The organism is Citrobacter sp. Igbk 16 (assembly GCF_028069755.1).
Lineage (GTDB): Bacteria > Pseudomonadota > Gammaproteobacteria > Enterobacterales > Enterobacteriaceae > Citrobacter.
The window spans coordinates 56,702-74,120 of record NZ_JANEWJ010000012.1 but is presented as its reverse complement, the minus strand read 5'-3'; the positions used below and the strand labels follow the sequence as shown (position 1 = coordinate 74,120).

Genomic DNA, 17,419 nt, shown 5'->3' with positions numbered 1-17,419 from the left:
TGCGCTTATCGGGCTTACACCAGTGTGGGAATACGTAGGCCGGATAAGCGTAAGCGCCATCCGGCACGTAACATTAACTGGCCGTAGCAACGTCACCGGCAGGCGGTGTTTCAATCAGTTCCAGCATAGTGCGGGCGATTTCACGCTCGCCCATGACGACCTGATTAGCCCCACGCTCGGTGATATATTCCACTTCATCGTCATAATGCGCGCGGGCGATAATCTCAATCGACGGGCACTTCTGACGTGCACACGCGACAATCTCACCCGCTTCGTAACCATTTGGAATGGTCAGCAGCAGCCAGCGTGCGCAATCCAGATGCGCCAGATTCATAATTTCTTCGTTAGCCGCGTTACCGAGTACTGCGCGGATCCCACGTTCACGCAGTTCATCCACGCGGGTGCGCGATGTTTCAATAACGACCAGCGGGATACCCGCCGCCATCAGCTTTTCACCTAACAGGCTGCCGACACGACCAAAACCGACCAGCAGTGCATGATTACAAATATCAACCGGGATCTGCTTCTCTTCTTCGATAGCCTCTTCCAGCGTCTGCTCTTCCAGCGTTTCGGTTTTGGCGAGATATTTCTCTAATACAGCAAACAGTACCGGGTTGAGCATAATGGAGAGAATCGCCCCTGCCAGCACCAGGTTTTGCCCGGCTTGGGGTAAAAGATTCAGCGCCATACCGAGGCCCGCCAGGATAAAGGCAAACTCACCAATCTGCGCCAGGCTGGTAGCAATGGTGAGCGCTGTACGCTGAGAGTGACCAAACAGGCGTACCAGGAAGTAGGCAGCGACGGATTTACCGAAGATAATAATCGCCAGAGTACCCAGCACGGCCAGTGGCTGCTGGATCAGGACTAACGGATCAAACAGCATACCGACGGAAACAAAGAACAGTACGGCGAAAGCATCGCGTAGCGGTAGGGTATCGTGCGCCGCTCGGTGGCTCAATTCTGACTCGTTCAGCACCATACCGGCAAAGAACGCACCCAGTGCAAAGGAAACATCGAACAGCTCCACCGCGCCAAAGGCGATACCCAGCGCTAACGCCAGCACCGACAGGGTAAACAGTTCGCGGGAACCTGTTGCGGCGCTGCGGGCCATAATCCACGGTACCAGCCGGCGACCAACCAGCATCATAATGGCGATAAATGCCACGACCTTACCGATGGTAATGCCCATATCCACGGCCAGCGAAGTAAAGCCGACGTTTTCTTTTTCCAGCATTCCGGCGACAGCAGGCAGGAGAACCAGCGTCAGCACCATCATCAAATCTTCGACAATCAGCCAGCCAATCGCGATTTGCCCGCGCTGGCTATCAATGAGCTGCCGTTCTTCAAGCGCACGTAACAGCACCACGGTACTGGCGGTTGAAAGACACAGCCCAAAGACGATACCGACCATCAGCGACCAGCCCATTATTGCTGAAAGCGCCATACCCAGTAGCGTCGCCACGGCAATTTGGGCGATAGCGCCGGGAATGGCGATGGACTTTACCGCCATTAAATCCTTCAAGGAGAAGTGCAGCCCCACGCCGAACATCAGTAGGATAACGCCAAGCTCCGCCAGTTCAGGTGCAAGCTTAGTATCAGCAACAAAACCAGGTGTAAATGGACCGGCCAGAACGCCCGCTAACAGATATCCCACCAGAGGAGAAATACGTAGTTTATTGGCAATCATGCCTAATATAAAAGCGAGCACAAGGCCGCCGACAATGGTGGTGATAAGCGGGGTGGCGTGATGCATTCCGTCTCCTTTGGTTGCTGTGTTGATCCTGAAAACCCAAATTCCGAGTAATAGTTTATGACAATTTTAATGTTTATGTTTATGAATAATTATTGAATTTTGATGAAAATAGGATTTTAAGCGTAAAAAAGCACGGATCGGAAAACTACGGGGGGATGTATGAGGCAAAGGCTGATGGTCACTGTAAGTGATGACGGCCAAAGTTTACTTTTGGCCGTCAGAAAATCAGGCTTTATGTCGGTTATCAGGTAAGAATATGGTCAGTATCCCCAGAAGAGGCAGGAAAGCACATATTTTATAGACCAAATCGATACTGGTATGGTCGGCAATCAGTCCTAACACCGCGGCACCCAAGCCGCCCATGCCGAAGGCAAAACCGAAAAATAGCCCAGAAACCATACCGATACGGCCCGGAAGTAGCTCCTGTGCATAGACCAGAATGGCAGAAAAGGCCGATGCGAGGATAAAACCAATGATCACGGTTAAAATCCCAGTCCATTCAAGGGTCGCATAGGGCAAAATGAGGGTAAACGGCGCTACGCCGAGGATAGAGCCCCAAATAACATATTTTCTGCCAATCTTATCACCTAATGGCCCACCAATTACCGTCCCGGCCGCAACGGCAAACAGGAAGGCAAACAGGTGGAACTGGGCATTCTGTACCGATAATCCGAATTTTTGCATCAGATAAAAGGTGTAATAGCTACTGATGCTCGCCATATAGAAGTATTTGGAGAAAATCAGCACCAGCAGAATCCCCACCGCCAGTACCACTTTATTTCGTGGTAGCGGATTGACGATGGCGACCTTTGGCTTTCCTTTACTCATCCGATGTTGTGCGGCGTACCAACGGCTAATCTGTGCCAGTACCACAATCGCCAGCAGGGCCGCCAGTACGAACCAGGCTACATTACCCTTACCGTATGGCGCGATGATGACAGCGGCCAGTAGTGGCCCCAGAGAACTACCGAAGTTACCACCGACCTGGAAAATAGATTGAGCCAGCCCATGACGGCCACCGGAGGCCATACGCGCCACGCGAGAGGATTCCGGATGGAATACTGAAGACCCGGTACCGACCAGCGCTGCGGCGAGCAAGACCATATGGAAACTGCCTGCCATCGCCAGTAGCACAAGCCCACTCAGCGTGAAGCACATTCCAATCGGTAGCGACCATGGCATAGGGTATTTGTCCGTCCAGTAGCCGACAACCGGTTGCAGCAGCGAAGAGGCGAGCTGGAAGGTTAGCGTAATCATCCCGATCTGCATAAACGTCAGTGAAAACTCTGACTGTAAAAGCGGATAAATCGCCAGAATCAGCGATTGGATCATATCGTTTAGCAGATGAGAGAGGCTGATCGCCCCTAAAATGCCAAATGAGGTGCGTGCTTTAGCAACCGACGCTGACGCGCCAGCCACTGGCTGGGTTGGTTCACTTATTGCCATAGAAAGTCACTTCTGTTTGGGTTGCGATTATGAGGGTAATCTAATTTGTTATTATTACTTGCCTAACATACCTGCGGAAGGTGTTTGAAGGAAGTCTCATTTCTGAAAACATTTTCGACTATTATTTTATATCATTGTAATTTCAGTCGTTGATATTGGCTCAGGGAGAGAAATATGAAGTTTTTGAAACGGGGCGTGGCGCTGGCGTTATTGGCCGCATTTACGCTGGCAGGCCAGCCTGCACAAGCGTACGAAAAAGATAAAACCTACAAAATTACCATTCTGCATACCAACGATCATCACGGTCACTTCTGGCGCAGCGAATACGGGGAATATGGACTGGCGGCGCAAAAAACGCTGGTGGACGGTATTCGTAAAGAAGTGGCGGAAGAAGGGGGAAGCGTACTGCTGCTTTCCGGCGGTGATATCAACACCGGTGTACCAGAATCCGATCTTCAGGATGCAGAACCTGATTTTCGCGGCATGAACCTGATTGGCTATGACGCGATGGCAGTTGGCAATCACGAATTTGATAACCCGCTTACCGTGCTACGCCAGCAGGAAAAATGGTCCAAATTCCCGTTTCTCTCAGCCAATATCTATCAGAAAAGCACCGGCGAACGTTTGTTTAAGCCGTGGGCTATCTTTAAGCGCCAGGATTTAAAAATCGCGGTTCTTGGTTTAACAACCGATGATACGGCGAAAATTGGCAACCCGGAGTTCTTCACCGATATTGAGTTTCGCAAACCTGCGGAAGAAGCAAAGCTGGTTATCCAGGAACTCAATATGAATGAAAAGCCAGACATCATCATCGCTACCACGCATATGGGGCATTATGACAACGGCAATCACGGCTCGAACGCCCCTGGCGATGTCGAAATGGCGCGTAGCCTGCCCACCGGGGCGCTGGCGATGATTGTGGGTGGTCACTCACAGGATCCGGTGTGCATGGCATCGGAAAACAAAAAGCAGGTTGATTACGTACCGGGTACGCCATGTGCGCCAGATAAGCAAAACGGTATCTGGATTGTGCAGGCGCATGAGTGGGGTAAATACGTTGGCCGGGCGGACTTTGAATTCCGCAATGGCGAAATGAAAATGGTCAACTACCAACTCATTCCGGTAAACCTGAAGAAAAAAGTGACTTGGGACAACGGTAAAAGTGAGCGCGTACTCTACACCCCGGAAATCGCTGAAAATCAGCAAATGCTGTCGTTACTGACGCCATTCCAGAATAAAGGCAAAGCGCAGTTGGATGTCAAAATTGGCAGTGTAAATGCGCGTCTGGAAGGTGACCGTAGCAAGGTGCGCTTTGTGCAGACCAACATGGGGCATCTGCTGCTTGCTGCGCAAATGGCACGCACCGGCGCTGATTTTGGCGTGATGAGCGGCGGCGGCATCCGTGATTCCATCGAAGCCGGTGATATCACCTATAAGAGTGTGCTGAAGGTACAACCGTTCGGCAATATTGTGGTGTATGCCGACATGAGTGGGAAAGAGGTGATTGACTATCTGACCGCCGTGGCGCAAATGAAGCCGGACTCCGGGGCCTATCCGCAGTTTGCCAACGTCAGCTTTGTGGCGAAAGACGGTAAACTTAACGATCTGAAAATCAAAGGCGAACCTGTTGACCCGGCTAAAACGTATCGCATGGCAACGCTGAGCTTCAATGCCACCGGCGGCGATGGTTATCCGCGAATTGATAACAAGCCAGGTTATGTGAATACCGGGTTTATCGATGCGGAAGTGCTGAAAGAGTACGTACAGAAAAACTCACCGCTGGATGCCAGTATGTATGAGCCGAAGGGTGAAGTTACCTGGCAGTAACAGGGGGAGTGCCGGATGGCGGTGCTGGCACCTTATCCGGCCTACAGGCTGTAAGCGTATTCGGTTTGTAGGCCTTAAAGCTGCGCGCCATCAGGCAATCTTCCATACCTGCTTAATCGCGGCGTGCGATGTCGGCAAATTTCGCATCCAGAATTTTCGCCAGATCGTTCGCCGCCAGTTCAATATCCAGCCCGCGTTTGCCGCCGGAAACATAAATAGTGTCGAATGTCTGAGCGGGTGCATCAATCAGCGTTGGCAAATGTTTTTTCTGCCCAAGTGGGCTAATACCGCCGACCAGATATCCCGTTGTGCGTTGTGCAACCATTGGGTCGGCCATATCGACCTTTTTGGCGCCCAGCGCCTTCGCGACCTTTTTAAGATCCAGCTGTCCGGCTACCGGGGTGACGGCAACCGCCAGATGTTTCATATCACCATTCACGGCAACCAGCAGTGTTTTGTAGACCTGATCCGCATTCAGTCCTAATTTACGGACCACTTCGTCGCCAAAGTTGGTCTCGGACGGATCGTGATCGTAGGTGTGGATCTGAAAAGAAATTTTGTTTTTTTCGAGTAGTTTAACGGCGGGTGTCATAGCAATTTTTCCTGGCCCAGACAAAATACGCCATAAGCATACGCCTGATGGCGGTGGAAAAAATAGTACCATCTTGCGCAATAGTATTGGCAGGATGACGACTTTGAGCGACAATCGACCTACACCGATGCTTTAAGCGTCGGCATAATAATAATGATGAAATTCCTCTTTGACGGGCCAATAGAAATATTGGCCATTTTTTTTATCGCATCATCTCCGGTAAGTTTCCCTCTCCATACAGATGCAGTGCGCCCACTGCGACCACATAGTGTCCCGCAGGCATTGCCTTGAGTTTGTCCCGCCAGGTCTCATTACGCTGGTGCATGAGTACGTCATATAATGACTGGCTGAATGTGTTGGGTAACGTGAGCTCGCCATTTTGTGGTGGTGATTCAAGCCACCAGCCCATCATTTGTTGCAGCAACCTGGCGTTGGTATGCCAGTGTGTCAGGGTATCGTCGAGCAAAGCCAAACCGTTATCAGGCAATTGGCATAACAGGTCGATTTGGCTGGCGGCGCCTTCCAGTTCAATAATGGTTTTTTGCGCCTGTTTAGCCGCTTTGAGCAGTTGGTAGTCAATACCATATTCCGCCCGTAATCCCAGCTGTTGCGCCTGCGTGGCTTGCAAGATCATGGCTATTTGCCACAGGGGCTGAGTCGAAAACAGGGAGGGGGAAATACCAAGATCGCCAGAAACTTTTTGCAGGTTGCGCAATTGCTCTTCGCTGATGCGTTCTTCCAGCGCAGCAAAAACCGGAAGATTGGCAAACGGTGCATCGTCACCGGAGACATCGGCTTCGACAATCAGTGCATCAGCGCGGCTGAGTTTTTTCAGTAACCTGGCAGGCAGAGGGGCCATACCCCGGCTACCCATATGAATACTGCCAATCAGATGAAAATGGCGGTTGCCAGGCAAAGAGACATCGATGGCCGGCCAGGTATAATGGTTACCGCGCAGTGCAGACCATAATGCTTTTACCCGGTATAACAAATCCATACGGCCTCCCTTGAGTAGACTTCCATGCTAGCGCGTGGTCCAGGAAGGTGCAATCCGTGAATCGTTGAATGGCGACGCAAAATCGTCTTATCCGGCCTACATTATCACTTACTTTTTGTAGGCCGGATAAACGAAAGTGCCGTTTGGCAAAGAGTTACTCTTTCGGTTTAAAGCGCAGCAGTCGGTTGGCGTTGCTCACCACGGTAATAGAAGAGAGCGCCATCGCCGCTCCGGCAACGACCGGGTTCAGCAGGGTTCCAGTGAATGGCCACAGAATCCCGGCGGCAACGGGGATACCGATGCTGTTGTAGATAAATGCGCCGAGCAGGTTCTGCTTCATATTACGCAGCGTTGCCCGCGAGATAGACAGCGCATCCGCAACGCCCATCAGGCTATGACGCATCAGCGTGATCGCAGCGGTCTCAATCGCCACATCGCTGCCTCCGCCCATTGCAATACCCACATCGGCCTGGGCCAGGGCAGGGGCATCGTTAATGCCGTCACCGACCATGGCGACCTGACGTCCCTGGCTCTGCAGACGTTTAATTGCTTCCGCTTTACCGTCTGGCAGTACGCCGGCTATCACCTCATCAATACCTGCTTCTTTGGCAATGGCATTGGCCGTAGTTGGGTTATCGCCGGTGAGCATCACCAGACGATAGCCAGCGCGGTGCAGACGCTGAAGCGCGGCCACGCTGTCGCTGCGCAATGGGTCACGTACCGCTAACAAGGCTGCTGCTTGCCCGTCAATGGCTAACAGCACCGGGGTTGCCCCTTGGGAAGCCTGAGCCGTGATCTCGGCTTCCATTTCGGTGGTAACAACGTGCTGTTCGTTGAGCAGTGCCTGGTTACCCAGTAATAACGTATGGCCTTCAGCTTCCCCGCTGACGCCTAAACCGCGCAGCGTACGGAAACCATTGACCTGTGGCAGCGTAACATCGCCCGCTTTATCCAGAATCGCCCTGGCCAGCGGATGGCTGGAACCCTGTTCAAGGGCGGCTGCCAGGCGAACAGCCAGTGCTTCGTCGATATTGCCGAACGTTTTGATGGCGACAACCTGCGGTTTACCTTCGGTCAGCGTACCGGTCTTGTCAAAGACGACGGTATCAAGCGTGCTGGCGCGTTGCAGCGCATCGGCATCACGTACCAGCACACCAAACTCAGCGGCACGACCCACCCCGGAAATAATCGACATGGGTGTGGCCAGACCTAGCGCACAAGGACAGGCAATAATCAGTACGGTGGTGGCAATCACCAGCGTATAAACAATTTGTGGTGCCGGGCCGAAAAAGTACCAAATTGCTGCACTCACCAGTGCAATCACTACCACCACCGGAACGAATACCGAGGAAATACGGTCGGCCAGCTTACCAATCTCGGGCTTACTGCTTTGTGCCTGACGTACCATGCGAATAATACGCGATAACGTCGTGTGGCTACCGACGGCACTGGCGCGGAACAGTACGCTACCATCCTGAACTACAGTACCGGCGTGGACGCTATCACCTTCGCCTTTTTGTTGCGGGATCGGTTCGCCGGTCAGCATCGCTTCATCCAGCCAGGCCTCGCCCTGTGTGATTTCGCCATCTACCGGAACGCGATCGCCGGTGGTCAGACGTAGCAACATGCCTGCCTGCACATCGGCCAGTGGCACGTTTTTTTCACCGTCATCAGTCACAACACGTGCGGTTGGCGGTGTTAAATCGAGTAGTTTTTCCAGCGCTTTGGAAGAGCGTTGGCGGGCGCGTGCTTCCAGCATATGGCCAAGGTTAATCAGACCGATAATCATGGCACTGGCTTCATAATAGAGATGCCGCGCTTCCATTGGGAACCATTGCGGCCAGAGGTTTACGCTCATGGAATAGAGCCAGGCGACCCCCGTGCCCAGCGCGACCAGTGTATCCATGGTCGCGGTGCCGTTCATCAGGCTTTTCCACGCGCTGCGGTAGAAGTGACCGCCTGCGAAGACCATCACAGCGAGTGTTGCCAGACCAATGACCAGCCACAGGCTACGGTTGTCGGCACTCACCATCATGTTATCGCCAATCATTCCCCATACCATGACCGGGACACCCAGCAACAGCGCAACCGCCGCCTGCCAGCGAAAACGTTTCATGGTCGCCACGGCGGTTTCCTGCTGGCGTTCGCGACGCTTAGCGTCGTCTTCGATCGCTTCCGCGCCATAGCCGGCTTTTTCCACCGCCTGCACTAAATCTGCGGCGGATGCACTGCCCATTACCAGCGCAGTGCGCTCCGCCAGGTTTACCCGTGCCTGCGTGACACCCGGTACGCTTTGCAGCGCATTTTGTACGCGGGAGACACAGCTGGCGCAGCTCATGCCGTTTAACAGCAACTGTTGGCTATCATCTTCTTCAGCCGTAGCTGCCGGAAGCTCAGGGGGGACCGCTGCCAGTGCTTCCGACGGGATTGATGACTCCGCCAGCGGTTTAGCCTTTGGGTGGCTTAACTCCGCGCCATAACCGGCTTGTTTGATGGTTTCGATCAGCGCCTCGGCACTGGCGCTACCGGTGACATGGGCTTCTGTCACCGTGACATCCGCGAGTTCCACGTCCGGGCGTTGTTCGAGACTTTCTTTAACGCGTTTTACGCAGTGACCACAGGACAGACCGTCCAGAGTCAGATCGATAGTTTGAGACATAACAAATTTCCTCTATGATTGGTCGGTAAACGTTGACCTTAGCAGTCGTTTTGACTAACTGTTATAAAGGTTAAACCTTCCATCAAGGGGAAGGTCAAGGGGGAAGATGTGAATATATCCGATGTTGCTAAAAAAACCGGTTTAACCAGTAAAGCGATACGCTTTTATGAAGAAAAAGGTCTGGTGACGCCGCCACTACGTAGCGAAAACGGCTATCGCACATACAACCAGCAGCATCTGAATGAACTGACGCTGTTGCGTCAGGCGCGGCAGGTTGGCTTTAACCTGGAAGAGTGTGGTGAGCTGGTCAATTTGTTTAACGATCCGGCGCGTCACAGCGCGGATGTCAAAAAGCGCACGTTAGAAAAAGTGGCGGACATCGAGCGGCATATCAGCGAGCTGCAGGCCATGCGCTTGCATTTGCTGGCGCTGGCGGACAGTTGCCCTGGTGATGATAGCGCCGAATGCCCGATCATGGATAATCTCTCCGGCTGCTGCCATCACAAAGCAAAGGCTTAACGGCGAGAGGGATTGAGCATAAACACCACTGTGCCACGGTACCACGGGGATTTTTCAAGCTGAGCCTCAGCCTGCAGGTCCCTGCTACCGTTTTGCACCAGCCCCAGCTTAAACGGAATACGCAGACGGGCGAGTGCAGGCAGATACGCCTGATAATTTGCCACCGTCTGACGCCCCTGATAGCTCTGCACCACCAGTTCATCGACCGCCAGTGCGTTTAGCGTGGCGACATCCCCGGTTTTTGCCCAGTCCAGCAGACCTGTCACGCCAAGCGCAAACTCTGGCGGCAACTGTTGACGCAATTGGTGCAGAAAACGGGCGTAATCAGCAAGCTGGTGGGTCGCCGCGTCAAAATCGACCTGCAGGCCGACGACGTGGTTGCCGGCGCTCTGCCAGCGTTGCATCAGCCGTATGATTCGGGCCGGAATCTCCTCCGGTACGTCGAGCGTGGTAAAGCGGACCGTCAGCCAGATTGAGGGAAAAGTCAGACGACTGACTGGCAGTCCCAGACGCTGGAAAACCACGTTACCCGATCGAACCAGCACCTCGCCCTGATGCAGATAGACCGTTTGCGCATTTTGCAGTTCATCACTGGCTTTCACCCCGGACCACAGCCAGAAGGCCGAATGGTCACGGGCGGAGACGATATCTGCCGCCTGTGCCTGACCGGCCAGCAGCGCGATTACCAGTAGTATTTGAGTTTTTGCGCCCACGGACTTCCCGGATACTGCGTCTTTAACTGCGTGAACCAGTCTTTTCGCTGTGATTTATCCACCTCTTCGCCGCCGCATTCGTTATAACCTGACGGGGAGTAGCACATGATGGCCCGATACAGCGCAAAGCTTTTATCCTCGACTTCCGCTGTTGGGGACGCGATAACCTGTTGGTAATAGCGCTGCCTGTCGAACTGGCCGAACGGCTCCTGTCGCGTAATGGCCACTTCCAGCACATCGTTACCGCTACTGTTCTTCCACAGATCGACATGGGTTTGTGTGGTACGGAAGAACTCACCCAGACAGTTCAGTGCGTGGGCGTCATCGGCTTTGCGGCTTAATACCGTGACCGTTTCATTGAGGCTGCGGCAGGTATAGCCGGCCTGAGCGGCATCACCGTTCCAGTCAAACACGCTCAGATTGACGTCATCAAATGCAGTGCCAACAACCGGTTGGCTAATGTCTCGGGCCAGTTTTCGGTCATTCAACCAGTCTGCAAAACGGTTCTCGGTAAGATCCCGAACCAGCAAAGTATGCAGGGCTATTGTGCGCTCTCATTGTTAGGCCCATGGGTAGCTTGCTGGCGTAGCAGTTCAGGCGTTGCCTGTGTTTTCAGCACCTGAGAGCGGAAACGCAGATTGGTTACCGCACTGTCCGGGGCGAATATCGCCGCGCTGTCACCACTGTAAACCAGCGTAGCCGCCAGCTTGGCCTGTACATATTGCTGCTGCTCGTTATCTTTGCTCACTTTCAGCAGCTGCTGCCAGAAATCACGTGCCGCGGTCCAATTCTTCTGGCCCATCAACGCTTCGCCGTACAGCACCTGTTCGCTAAACGCGAGCGTATCGTGTACGGAAAGTTGTTGTGCCGGGGTTACGGCCTGAACAATGGCCGCGTAGTTGCCCGCCGCCATCCATAAATTCAGCTGCAGATTGCGCCACAGCGGCATGTGTTGGCTTTGTTCAAATACCGGCTTGCTCGCATCAAGTTGCGCCTGGGTCAGCGTGGGTTTTTTATCGCTATTCAGACGCAGTGCGCGTAACAGTTCGATATAGCTCACGCGGGGGGCATCAGGAAAGGCTTCAATTACGGATTGATCATAGAATTGTATACCGTAGACGTTATCGTATTCTGTCACGGTCTCACGCAACTGCTGCGCATTGGCCGACGTATCGAGAGCCTGCTCATACAGTCCGGCCAGCTGTGGCCAGGCTTGTAAATACCAGTTGATACGCCGCAGCATACCGCGTGTCGAATCGGCGTACTGGCCTTGCGGCCAGCGTTGCAGATAGGCTTGCGCCTGAGTCTGTGCCTGAGCGGCATCCTGGTGGTTAATCCTGGCGATATCAAAATCACCGTATTCACCGACGCTGTTCTGACTACTTTTATTCAGTGCTGTGCGCATTAGCATGTACTGCGCCGTTTCTGCCAGCCATGGGCGATCGCTTTTCGCCAACTGAGTAAACGCTTGTTCGGCATTCACATAATCACCGGCATAGAAATTGGCGGCGGCAATCAGGTACGTTTTATAACGTTGGGCACTGGAATCCACAGGCAGAGTAGTCAATGAGGCATCAATCTGCTCACGGGTTGCGCCGGACAACAGCCCCATCCGCGCTTGCGCCAGAGCCTGGCGTTGTTCAACCGTCAACGAGGTATCGGCGAGCAGCGCGGCAAAGAATTGACTGGCACTGCTCATATTATTCGAAACGTGGCGGTTTTCGAGATCATCACTATTGCGGATTACCTCATCCGCGCTGATGTGCAGTTCAGCCATTTGCCGGGTTAGCGTGTCGTCAGCATTTTGCTCCGGGGCTGCGGCTGCGGGCGACGTGATGTCATCCCACTGCGGGTGATAAGCGAAATAGAAATCACGGGAGCGGGTGATATCCTCAGGCATCGCCTGTATCGGCAGGGCGAACGATTTCTCCTGACTCAGCAGTCGTAGCAGGTTATCACGGCTGTCGTTTCCGGGGCTGAAGGTAGGCGTGCCTTTCAGCAGACAGTGGTCATCGCTCCATTTGCAATCTTCTATATCTGATGAGGCAAACGCCTGAGGAGCGACTGCCAGTAGTGTGAAAAGGGCAAAGGCGAGGGGTGTCTTCCTGACCATAGTCTTATTTCCTGTCTGTTTTATGGTGATACGGCTTTGATTACCAGAGTAATGCCTTCAACGGCAACCACTTCAACGTGTGTTCCGGCGCTTAAGTCATCATTGGCGCTGACGGGCCACGAGCTGTCGCCGACGCGCATATGCCCGCGACCATTGACCAGCCCGGTTTCCAGTGTAAACCGACGACCGACTAGCTGTTGTCCGCGCTGATTAAGATGACTGTCGGCCGGTTTCTGCTCTTGCACGCGCTTCGCCAGCCATTTCCACCACAACCAGGCCGCCAGCAGTGTTAATACGGCGAACATTGCTCCCTGCCACGCCCAGTCGAGCGGTACGAGCCAGATAACCAGCCCGGTTATCACCGCCGCTACACCGCTCCATAGCAGATAACCGTTCCCGCCCAGCATCTCGGCGGCCAATAGCAGGCCCCCGAGGCTAAGCCAGAAGATATGTGGGTGAACCAGGATCATCGCTATCATGATTTTTTCCGTTCGCTGGCGCTGTCCCTAATCAGCTCAGTGATCCCGGCGATGGAGCCCATCAGACTGCTGGCATCCAGCGGCATCATCACCACTTTACTGTTATTCGACGAACCGATATGTTGCAGCGCTTCGGTGTATTTCTGTGCCACAAAGTAATTCACAGCCTGAATGTCCCCAGCGGCAATGGCTTCAGATACCATCTGCGTTGCACGAGCTTCCGCTTCCGCTGAACGTTCACGTGCTTCGGCCTGTAAGAAAGCGGACTGGCGTTCACCTTCTGCTTTCAGGATTTTCGACTGTTTCTCACCTTCGGCCTTGACGATCTCCGCCTGACGGATACCCTCGGCTTCAAGAATGTAGGCACGCTTGGTACGCTCTGCTTTCATCTGTGCGTTCATCGCATCGATAAGCTCTGCCGGTGGGCGAACATCGCGGATCTCGATACGGGTAATTTTGATGCCCCAGGGATTGGTGGCTTCATCAACGATATGCAGCAAGCGCGTATTGATGTTGTCGCGCTGGGAGAGCATCTCATCGAGTTCCATCGAGCCAAGCACGGTACGGATATTGGTCATGGTCAGGTTGATGATCGCCAGTTCCAGGTTGCTGACTTCATACGCCGCTTTCGGCGCGTCGATGACCTGAATAAAGCACACGGCATCAATCGCGACGTTAGCGTTGTCTTTGGAGATGACTTCCTGAGAGGGGATATCAAGCACCTGTTCCATCATATTGATCTTACGACCAATGCGGTCCATGAACGGTACAACAAGGCTTAACCCCGGTTGCAGGGTCTTGGTGTAACGCCCGAAACGTTCCACCGTCCACTGGTATCCCTGCGGGACGATTTTCACGCCCGCACCGACGATGACCAGTGCGACAAAAATAAGAATAGGAATAAAAATGAGCATCGATGAAACCTCCTGTTGTGCTGTCCTTTACTGCCTGATTAATCAAATTATACCCGATTTATCAAGGTGGGCTCCCCTATAATAAATTACAGGGATAGACTGTCTGCACGAAAGAGGTAAAAAAGGGATTGGTAATGGAAGAAAGCAGAATGCTGCTTCAGTTAAAGAATGTCGCCTGGCAGGCGGGAACAACGAAAATTCTTAATAACATCAGTTTTAATCTTAATGCCGGAGAATTTAAGCTGATTACCGGCCAGTCCGGTTGCGGTAAAAGCACGTTGTTGAAAATTGTCGCGTCGTTAATTAGCCCGAGCGCGGGTGAGATTATCTTTGAGGGCAAGGAGATAACGACCCTCAAGCCGGAAGCATATCGTCAGCAGGTCTCCTATTGCGCACAAACGCCTGCTTTGTTTGGTGATACCGTCTACGACAACCTTATTTTTCCCTGGCAAATTCGCGATAAACGTCCGGATTCGGATGTGTTTCTGGCCGATCTGGCCCGATTTGAGTTACCCGAGGCAATCCTCAAAAAAAACATCAATGAGCTGTCCGGCGGCGAAAAACAGCGTATCTCATTGATTCGCAATTTGCAGTTTCTGCCGAAAATCCTGCTGCTTGATGAAATAACCAGCGCGCTGGATGAAGCCAACAAACGGAATGTGAATGAGCTAATTCACCGCTATGTGCGCGATAAGAATATTGCTGTGCTGTGGGTGACGCACGACAAAGATGAAATTAATCATGCGGATAATGTCATTATCCTTCAGCCGCATGCCGGAGAAATGCAGGAAGTAAGCAATGAATGAGCATAATATTACCAATGAATCACTGGCGTTAGCGATGATGCTGGTGGTGGTGGCGATGCTGATCAGCCATAAAGAAAAACTGGCACTGGAAAAAGATATTCTCTGGAGCGTTTGCCGGGCGGTTGTCCAGCTTATTATCGTAGGCTACGTGCTGAAATATATTTTCGGCGTGAACCACAGCATTCTGACCTTAGTGATGGTGCTGTTTATCTGCTTTAACGCCGCATATAACGCGCAAAAACGCAGTAAATATATTGATAAGGCTTTTATCTCCTCATTTATCGCTATTACCTCGGGGGCGGGGGTCACGCTGGCCGTCTTGGTGCTGTCAGGCTCCATCGAGTTTGCACCGATGCAAGTGATCCCGATTTCCGGCATGATCGCCGGGAATGCGATGGTGGCCGTCGGGTTATGTTACAACAACCTGGGGCAGCGCTTTAGCAGTGAGCAGCAGCAAATTCAGGAGAAATTAAGCCTCGGCGCTTCTCCGAAAGTCGCGTCCGCGCCGCTTATTCGGGACAGTATTCGCGCATCGCTGATCCCAACGATCGATTCCGCAAAAACCGTCGGGTTAGTAAGTTTACCGGGGATGATGTCAGGATTGATCTTTGCCGGTATCGATCCGGTAAAAGCGATTAAGTATCAGATTATGGTGACGTTTATGCTGCTCTCTACCGCCAGCCTGTCGACCATTATCGCCTGCTATTTAACCTATCGGAAGTTCTATAATTCACGCCACCAGTTGGTGGTGACACCATTAAAGAAACCGTGATGTGATGCCGGATAGCGGTTACCGCTTATCCGGCCTACGAGAGTGGTATTTGTTGGCCCGATAAGCACAGCGCCATCGGGCAAAATGAAACGGATTAGTACAACAGTGCGTACAGCTGACGACGATATTTTGACGCCAGCGCATCACCGGTACCTAGCGCAGCGAGGATCTCCTGGAAGGTCTTACGTGCCTGACCATCAGCCGCCGCGAGATCTTTCTTCAAATGGCTGAACAGGAGTTCCAGTGCTTCTTCGTTACGTCCAACCTGGTGCAATTGAATAGCCAGTTGCGTTGCCAGTGCTGCATCCTGTGGGTTATTCGTAACCTGTTGCTGTAACTGCTGAATTTCTGGTGTATCAGCCGCCTGCTTCAGCAGTTCAATTTGCGCGACCAGCCCCTGATAACGGGTATCCTGATCCTGCAATGGGATGGTTTTGAGTACAGCTTCAGCATCTTCAGTACGATTCAGCGCAATTTGCGTTTCCGCCAGCAGCAGACCAATTTCGCTGCTCTGGTTGGAGATTTGCCACGCTTCTTTCAACAGCGGCAGGGCGTCGGCGTGGTTACCCGCTTCAATAAACTCAATTGCCTGGCGTGCTTTCAGCTCTTCTTCACTCGGCAATACTTTTTCAAGCAGTGCGCGGATAACCTCTTCCGGCTGCGGTCCCTGGAAGCCATCGACCGGCTGACCGTTCTGGAACAGGTAAACCGTTGGAATTGCGCGTAGACCAAACTGAGACGCGATCATCTGTTCGGCGTCACAGTCCAGCTTGGCAAGAATAAACTGGCCGTTGTACTGTGCAGCAAGGCTCTCCAGTACCGGCGTTAATTGCAGACAATGTTGGCTACGTTCAGACCAGAAATAGAACAGGACCGGGGTGGTCATCGACAATTCAAGGGTCTGCTGCAGATTTGATTCGTTAATATTGACAATATTTTGTGCGGACATGGAGTCACTCTCTATTCGTCTATTTGTTTCTACATGGGGGCTGACGAGCAGGCTTCAACTCAGCCGTGTAAAATTTTGTCCATTGCGCGGCCCGGGAGCAGGCGTTTGAGAAACGTCACAGCCCAGGTCACCAGCGTAACGGGATAACGCAATTTGGGTTTGTCGCTCTCAAAAGCATGGCGCACTTTGGCGACAACGGCCTCCGGACCCAATGTAAACCGAGCAGCAATACCGGGGTTCTCGACGGGCTTATCACTCTGGGTCTGGTTGACGTTTTCAGTAAAGCGGGTGCGAATGGGGCCGGGTTCAATCAGGCTGACCTTAATTCCGCTATGGCGAAGTTCCATCCGTAGCGCATCGGACCAGGCTTCCAGCGCATATTTGCTGGCGGCATACGCGCCTCGCCCTGGTGTGGAAATTAATCCCATGACTGAAGAGGTCATCACAATACGCCCTTCGCCATGAGGTAACATGGCGGGTAGCAGGCGCATAGTGAGCTGATGAGCGCCAAAAAAGTTGGCGGAAAACTGCTGTTCCATTTGCTCGCGGCTGATGGTGGACAGTGGGCCGTAAACGCCAAATCCGGCGTTGTTAAAGATCCCATACAAACGGTTATCGGTCAGGGCGATCACCTCATCGGCGGCGCGATCCACGCTTTCTGGTGAGTCGAGATCCAGCAATATGCCGGTAAATCCCATGCCGTTCATGCGCGCGACATCCTCAGGTTTGCGGCAGCCAGCCAGAATTCGAAAACCCTGGCGTTTAAGCTCAAGCGCACTTTCCAGGCCAATACCACTGGAACATCCTGTTATTAAGACCGATTTTTGCATAACTTTACCTGTCAGGATCTCCGTTGATTTACGAGTCGTGATTTACTATA

The 17,419-nt window shown here is 52.8% G+C and carries 14 protein-coding genes and 1 pseudogene; 4 read left to right on the top strand and 11 right to left on the bottom strand.

The genetic code is table 11. The annotated features are described in order from the left end of the window. Window positions 1-73: 73 nt before the first annotated feature. Together ybaL and fsr are read right to left on the bottom strand one after the other, a co-directional pair. Window positions 74-1,753 (bottom strand): YbaL family putative K(+) efflux transporter, encoded by a 1,680-nt coding sequence (ybaL, locus tag NNO03_RS10335; RefSeq protein WP_271449466.1) that lies wholly within the window; start codon window positions 1,751-1,753, stop codon window positions 74-76. A 225-nt stretch (window positions 1,754-1,978) separates the two neighbouring features. Beyond that, window positions 1,979-3,199, bottom strand: coding sequence for a fosmidomycin MFS transporter (gene fsr, locus NNO03_RS10330; protein ID WP_121584311.1), 1,221 nt, complete (start codon window positions 3,197-3,199; stop codon window positions 1,979-1,981). A 174-nt stretch (window positions 3,200-3,373) separates the two neighbouring features. Between fsr and ushA the strand changes: the two genes are divergently transcribed. Beyond that, window positions 3,374-5,026, top strand: coding sequence for a bifunctional UDP-sugar hydrolase/5'-nucleotidase UshA (gene ushA, locus NNO03_RS10325; protein ID WP_271449465.1), 1,653 nt, complete (start codon window positions 3,374-3,376; stop codon window positions 5,024-5,026). A 112-nt stretch (window positions 5,027-5,138) separates the two neighbouring features. On the opposite strand, the gene ybaK is transcribed toward ushA, so the two are convergent. From ybaK to copA, 3 genes are all read right to left on the bottom strand, one after another. Next, entirely contained in the window at window positions 5,139-5,618 is a 480-nt protein-coding gene (gene ybaK, locus NNO03_RS10320) for a Cys-tRNA(Pro)/Cys-tRNA(Cys) deacylase YbaK (protein WP_271449464.1), read from the bottom strand. A 202-nt stretch (window positions 5,619-5,820) separates the two neighbouring features. Beyond that, the gene (locus tag NNO03_RS10315) at window positions 5,821-6,615 is read right to left on the bottom strand and encodes a TraB/GumN family protein (protein ID WP_271449463.1); all 795 of its coding nucleotides are present in this window, start codon (window positions 6,613-6,615) and stop codon (window positions 5,821-5,823) included. A gap of 154 nt (window positions 6,616-6,769) precedes the next feature. Beyond that, window positions 6,770-9,274, bottom strand: a complete 2,505-nt coding sequence (copA, locus tag NNO03_RS10310) for a copper-exporting P-type ATPase CopA (RefSeq protein ID WP_271449462.1) — start codon at window positions 9,272-9,274, stop codon at window positions 6,770-6,772. Window positions 9,275-9,382: 108 nt separating this feature from the next. On the opposite strand from copA, the gene cueR reads away from it, so the two are divergent. After that, window positions 9,383-9,793: a Cu(I)-responsive transcriptional regulator gene (gene cueR / locus NNO03_RS10305; RefSeq protein WP_126318972.1), complete on the top strand. Its 411-nt coding sequence runs from the start codon at window positions 9,383-9,385 to the stop codon at window positions 9,791-9,793. Here cueR and NNO03_RS10300 read toward each other — a convergent pair. From NNO03_RS10300 to NNO03_RS10285, 4 genes and pseudogenes are all read right to left on the bottom strand, one after another. Beyond that, a complete protein-coding gene (locus NNO03_RS10300; RefSeq protein WP_271449461.1) occupies window positions 9,790-10,506 on the bottom strand; it encodes a DUF3142 domain-containing protein in 717 nt (238 codons plus the stop codon). The two genes, cueR and NNO03_RS10300, sit on opposite strands and share 4 nt — an antisense overlap. Beyond that, a pseudogene (locus NNO03_RS10295) lies at window positions 10,476-12,619 on the bottom strand (hypothetical protein). Before NNO03_RS10295 ends, NNO03_RS10300 begins: the two are co-directional and overlap by 31 nt. A 20-nt stretch (window positions 12,620-12,639) precedes the next feature. After that, window positions 12,640-13,098: an NfeD family protein gene (locus NNO03_RS10290; RefSeq protein ID WP_137384593.1), complete on the bottom strand. Its 459-nt coding sequence runs from the start codon at window positions 13,096-13,098 to the stop codon at window positions 12,640-12,642. Beyond that, complete coding sequence (locus tag NNO03_RS10285; RefSeq protein ID WP_271449460.1) at window positions 13,095-14,012, bottom strand: SPFH domain-containing protein; 918 nt, start codon at window positions 14,010-14,012, stop codon at window positions 13,095-13,097. The genes NNO03_RS10290 and NNO03_RS10285 overlap by 4 nt, the downstream gene beginning before the upstream one ends. 134 nt (window positions 14,013-14,146) lie before the next feature. Between NNO03_RS10285 and fetA the strand changes: the two genes are divergently transcribed. Beyond that, on the top strand, window positions 14,147-14,818 hold the full coding sequence (gene fetA / locus NNO03_RS10280) for an iron ABC transporter ATP-binding protein FetA (RefSeq protein WP_271449459.1): 672 nt from the start codon (window positions 14,147-14,149) through the stop codon (window positions 14,816-14,818). After that, a complete protein-coding gene (gene fetB, locus NNO03_RS10275; protein WP_271441940.1) occupies window positions 14,811-15,590 on the top strand; it encodes an iron export ABC transporter permease subunit FetB in 780 nt (259 codons plus the stop codon). Before fetA ends, fetB begins: the two co-directional genes overlap by 8 nt. Before the next feature lie 94 nt (window positions 15,591-15,684). Here the strand turns inward: fetB and NNO03_RS10270 are convergent, their stop codons facing one another. Together NNO03_RS10270 and NNO03_RS10265 are read right to left on the bottom strand one after the other, a co-directional pair. Continuing rightward, complete coding sequence (locus NNO03_RS10270) at window positions 15,685-16,539, bottom strand: co-chaperone YbbN (RefSeq protein WP_271441941.1); 855 nt, start codon at window positions 16,537-16,539, stop codon at window positions 15,685-15,687. 59 nt (window positions 16,540-16,598) lie between these two features. Then, window positions 16,599-17,369, bottom strand: coding sequence for an SDR family oxidoreductase (locus NNO03_RS10265; protein ID WP_271449458.1), 771 nt, complete (start codon window positions 17,367-17,369; stop codon window positions 16,599-16,601). Window positions 17,370-17,419: the final 50 nt, after the last annotated feature.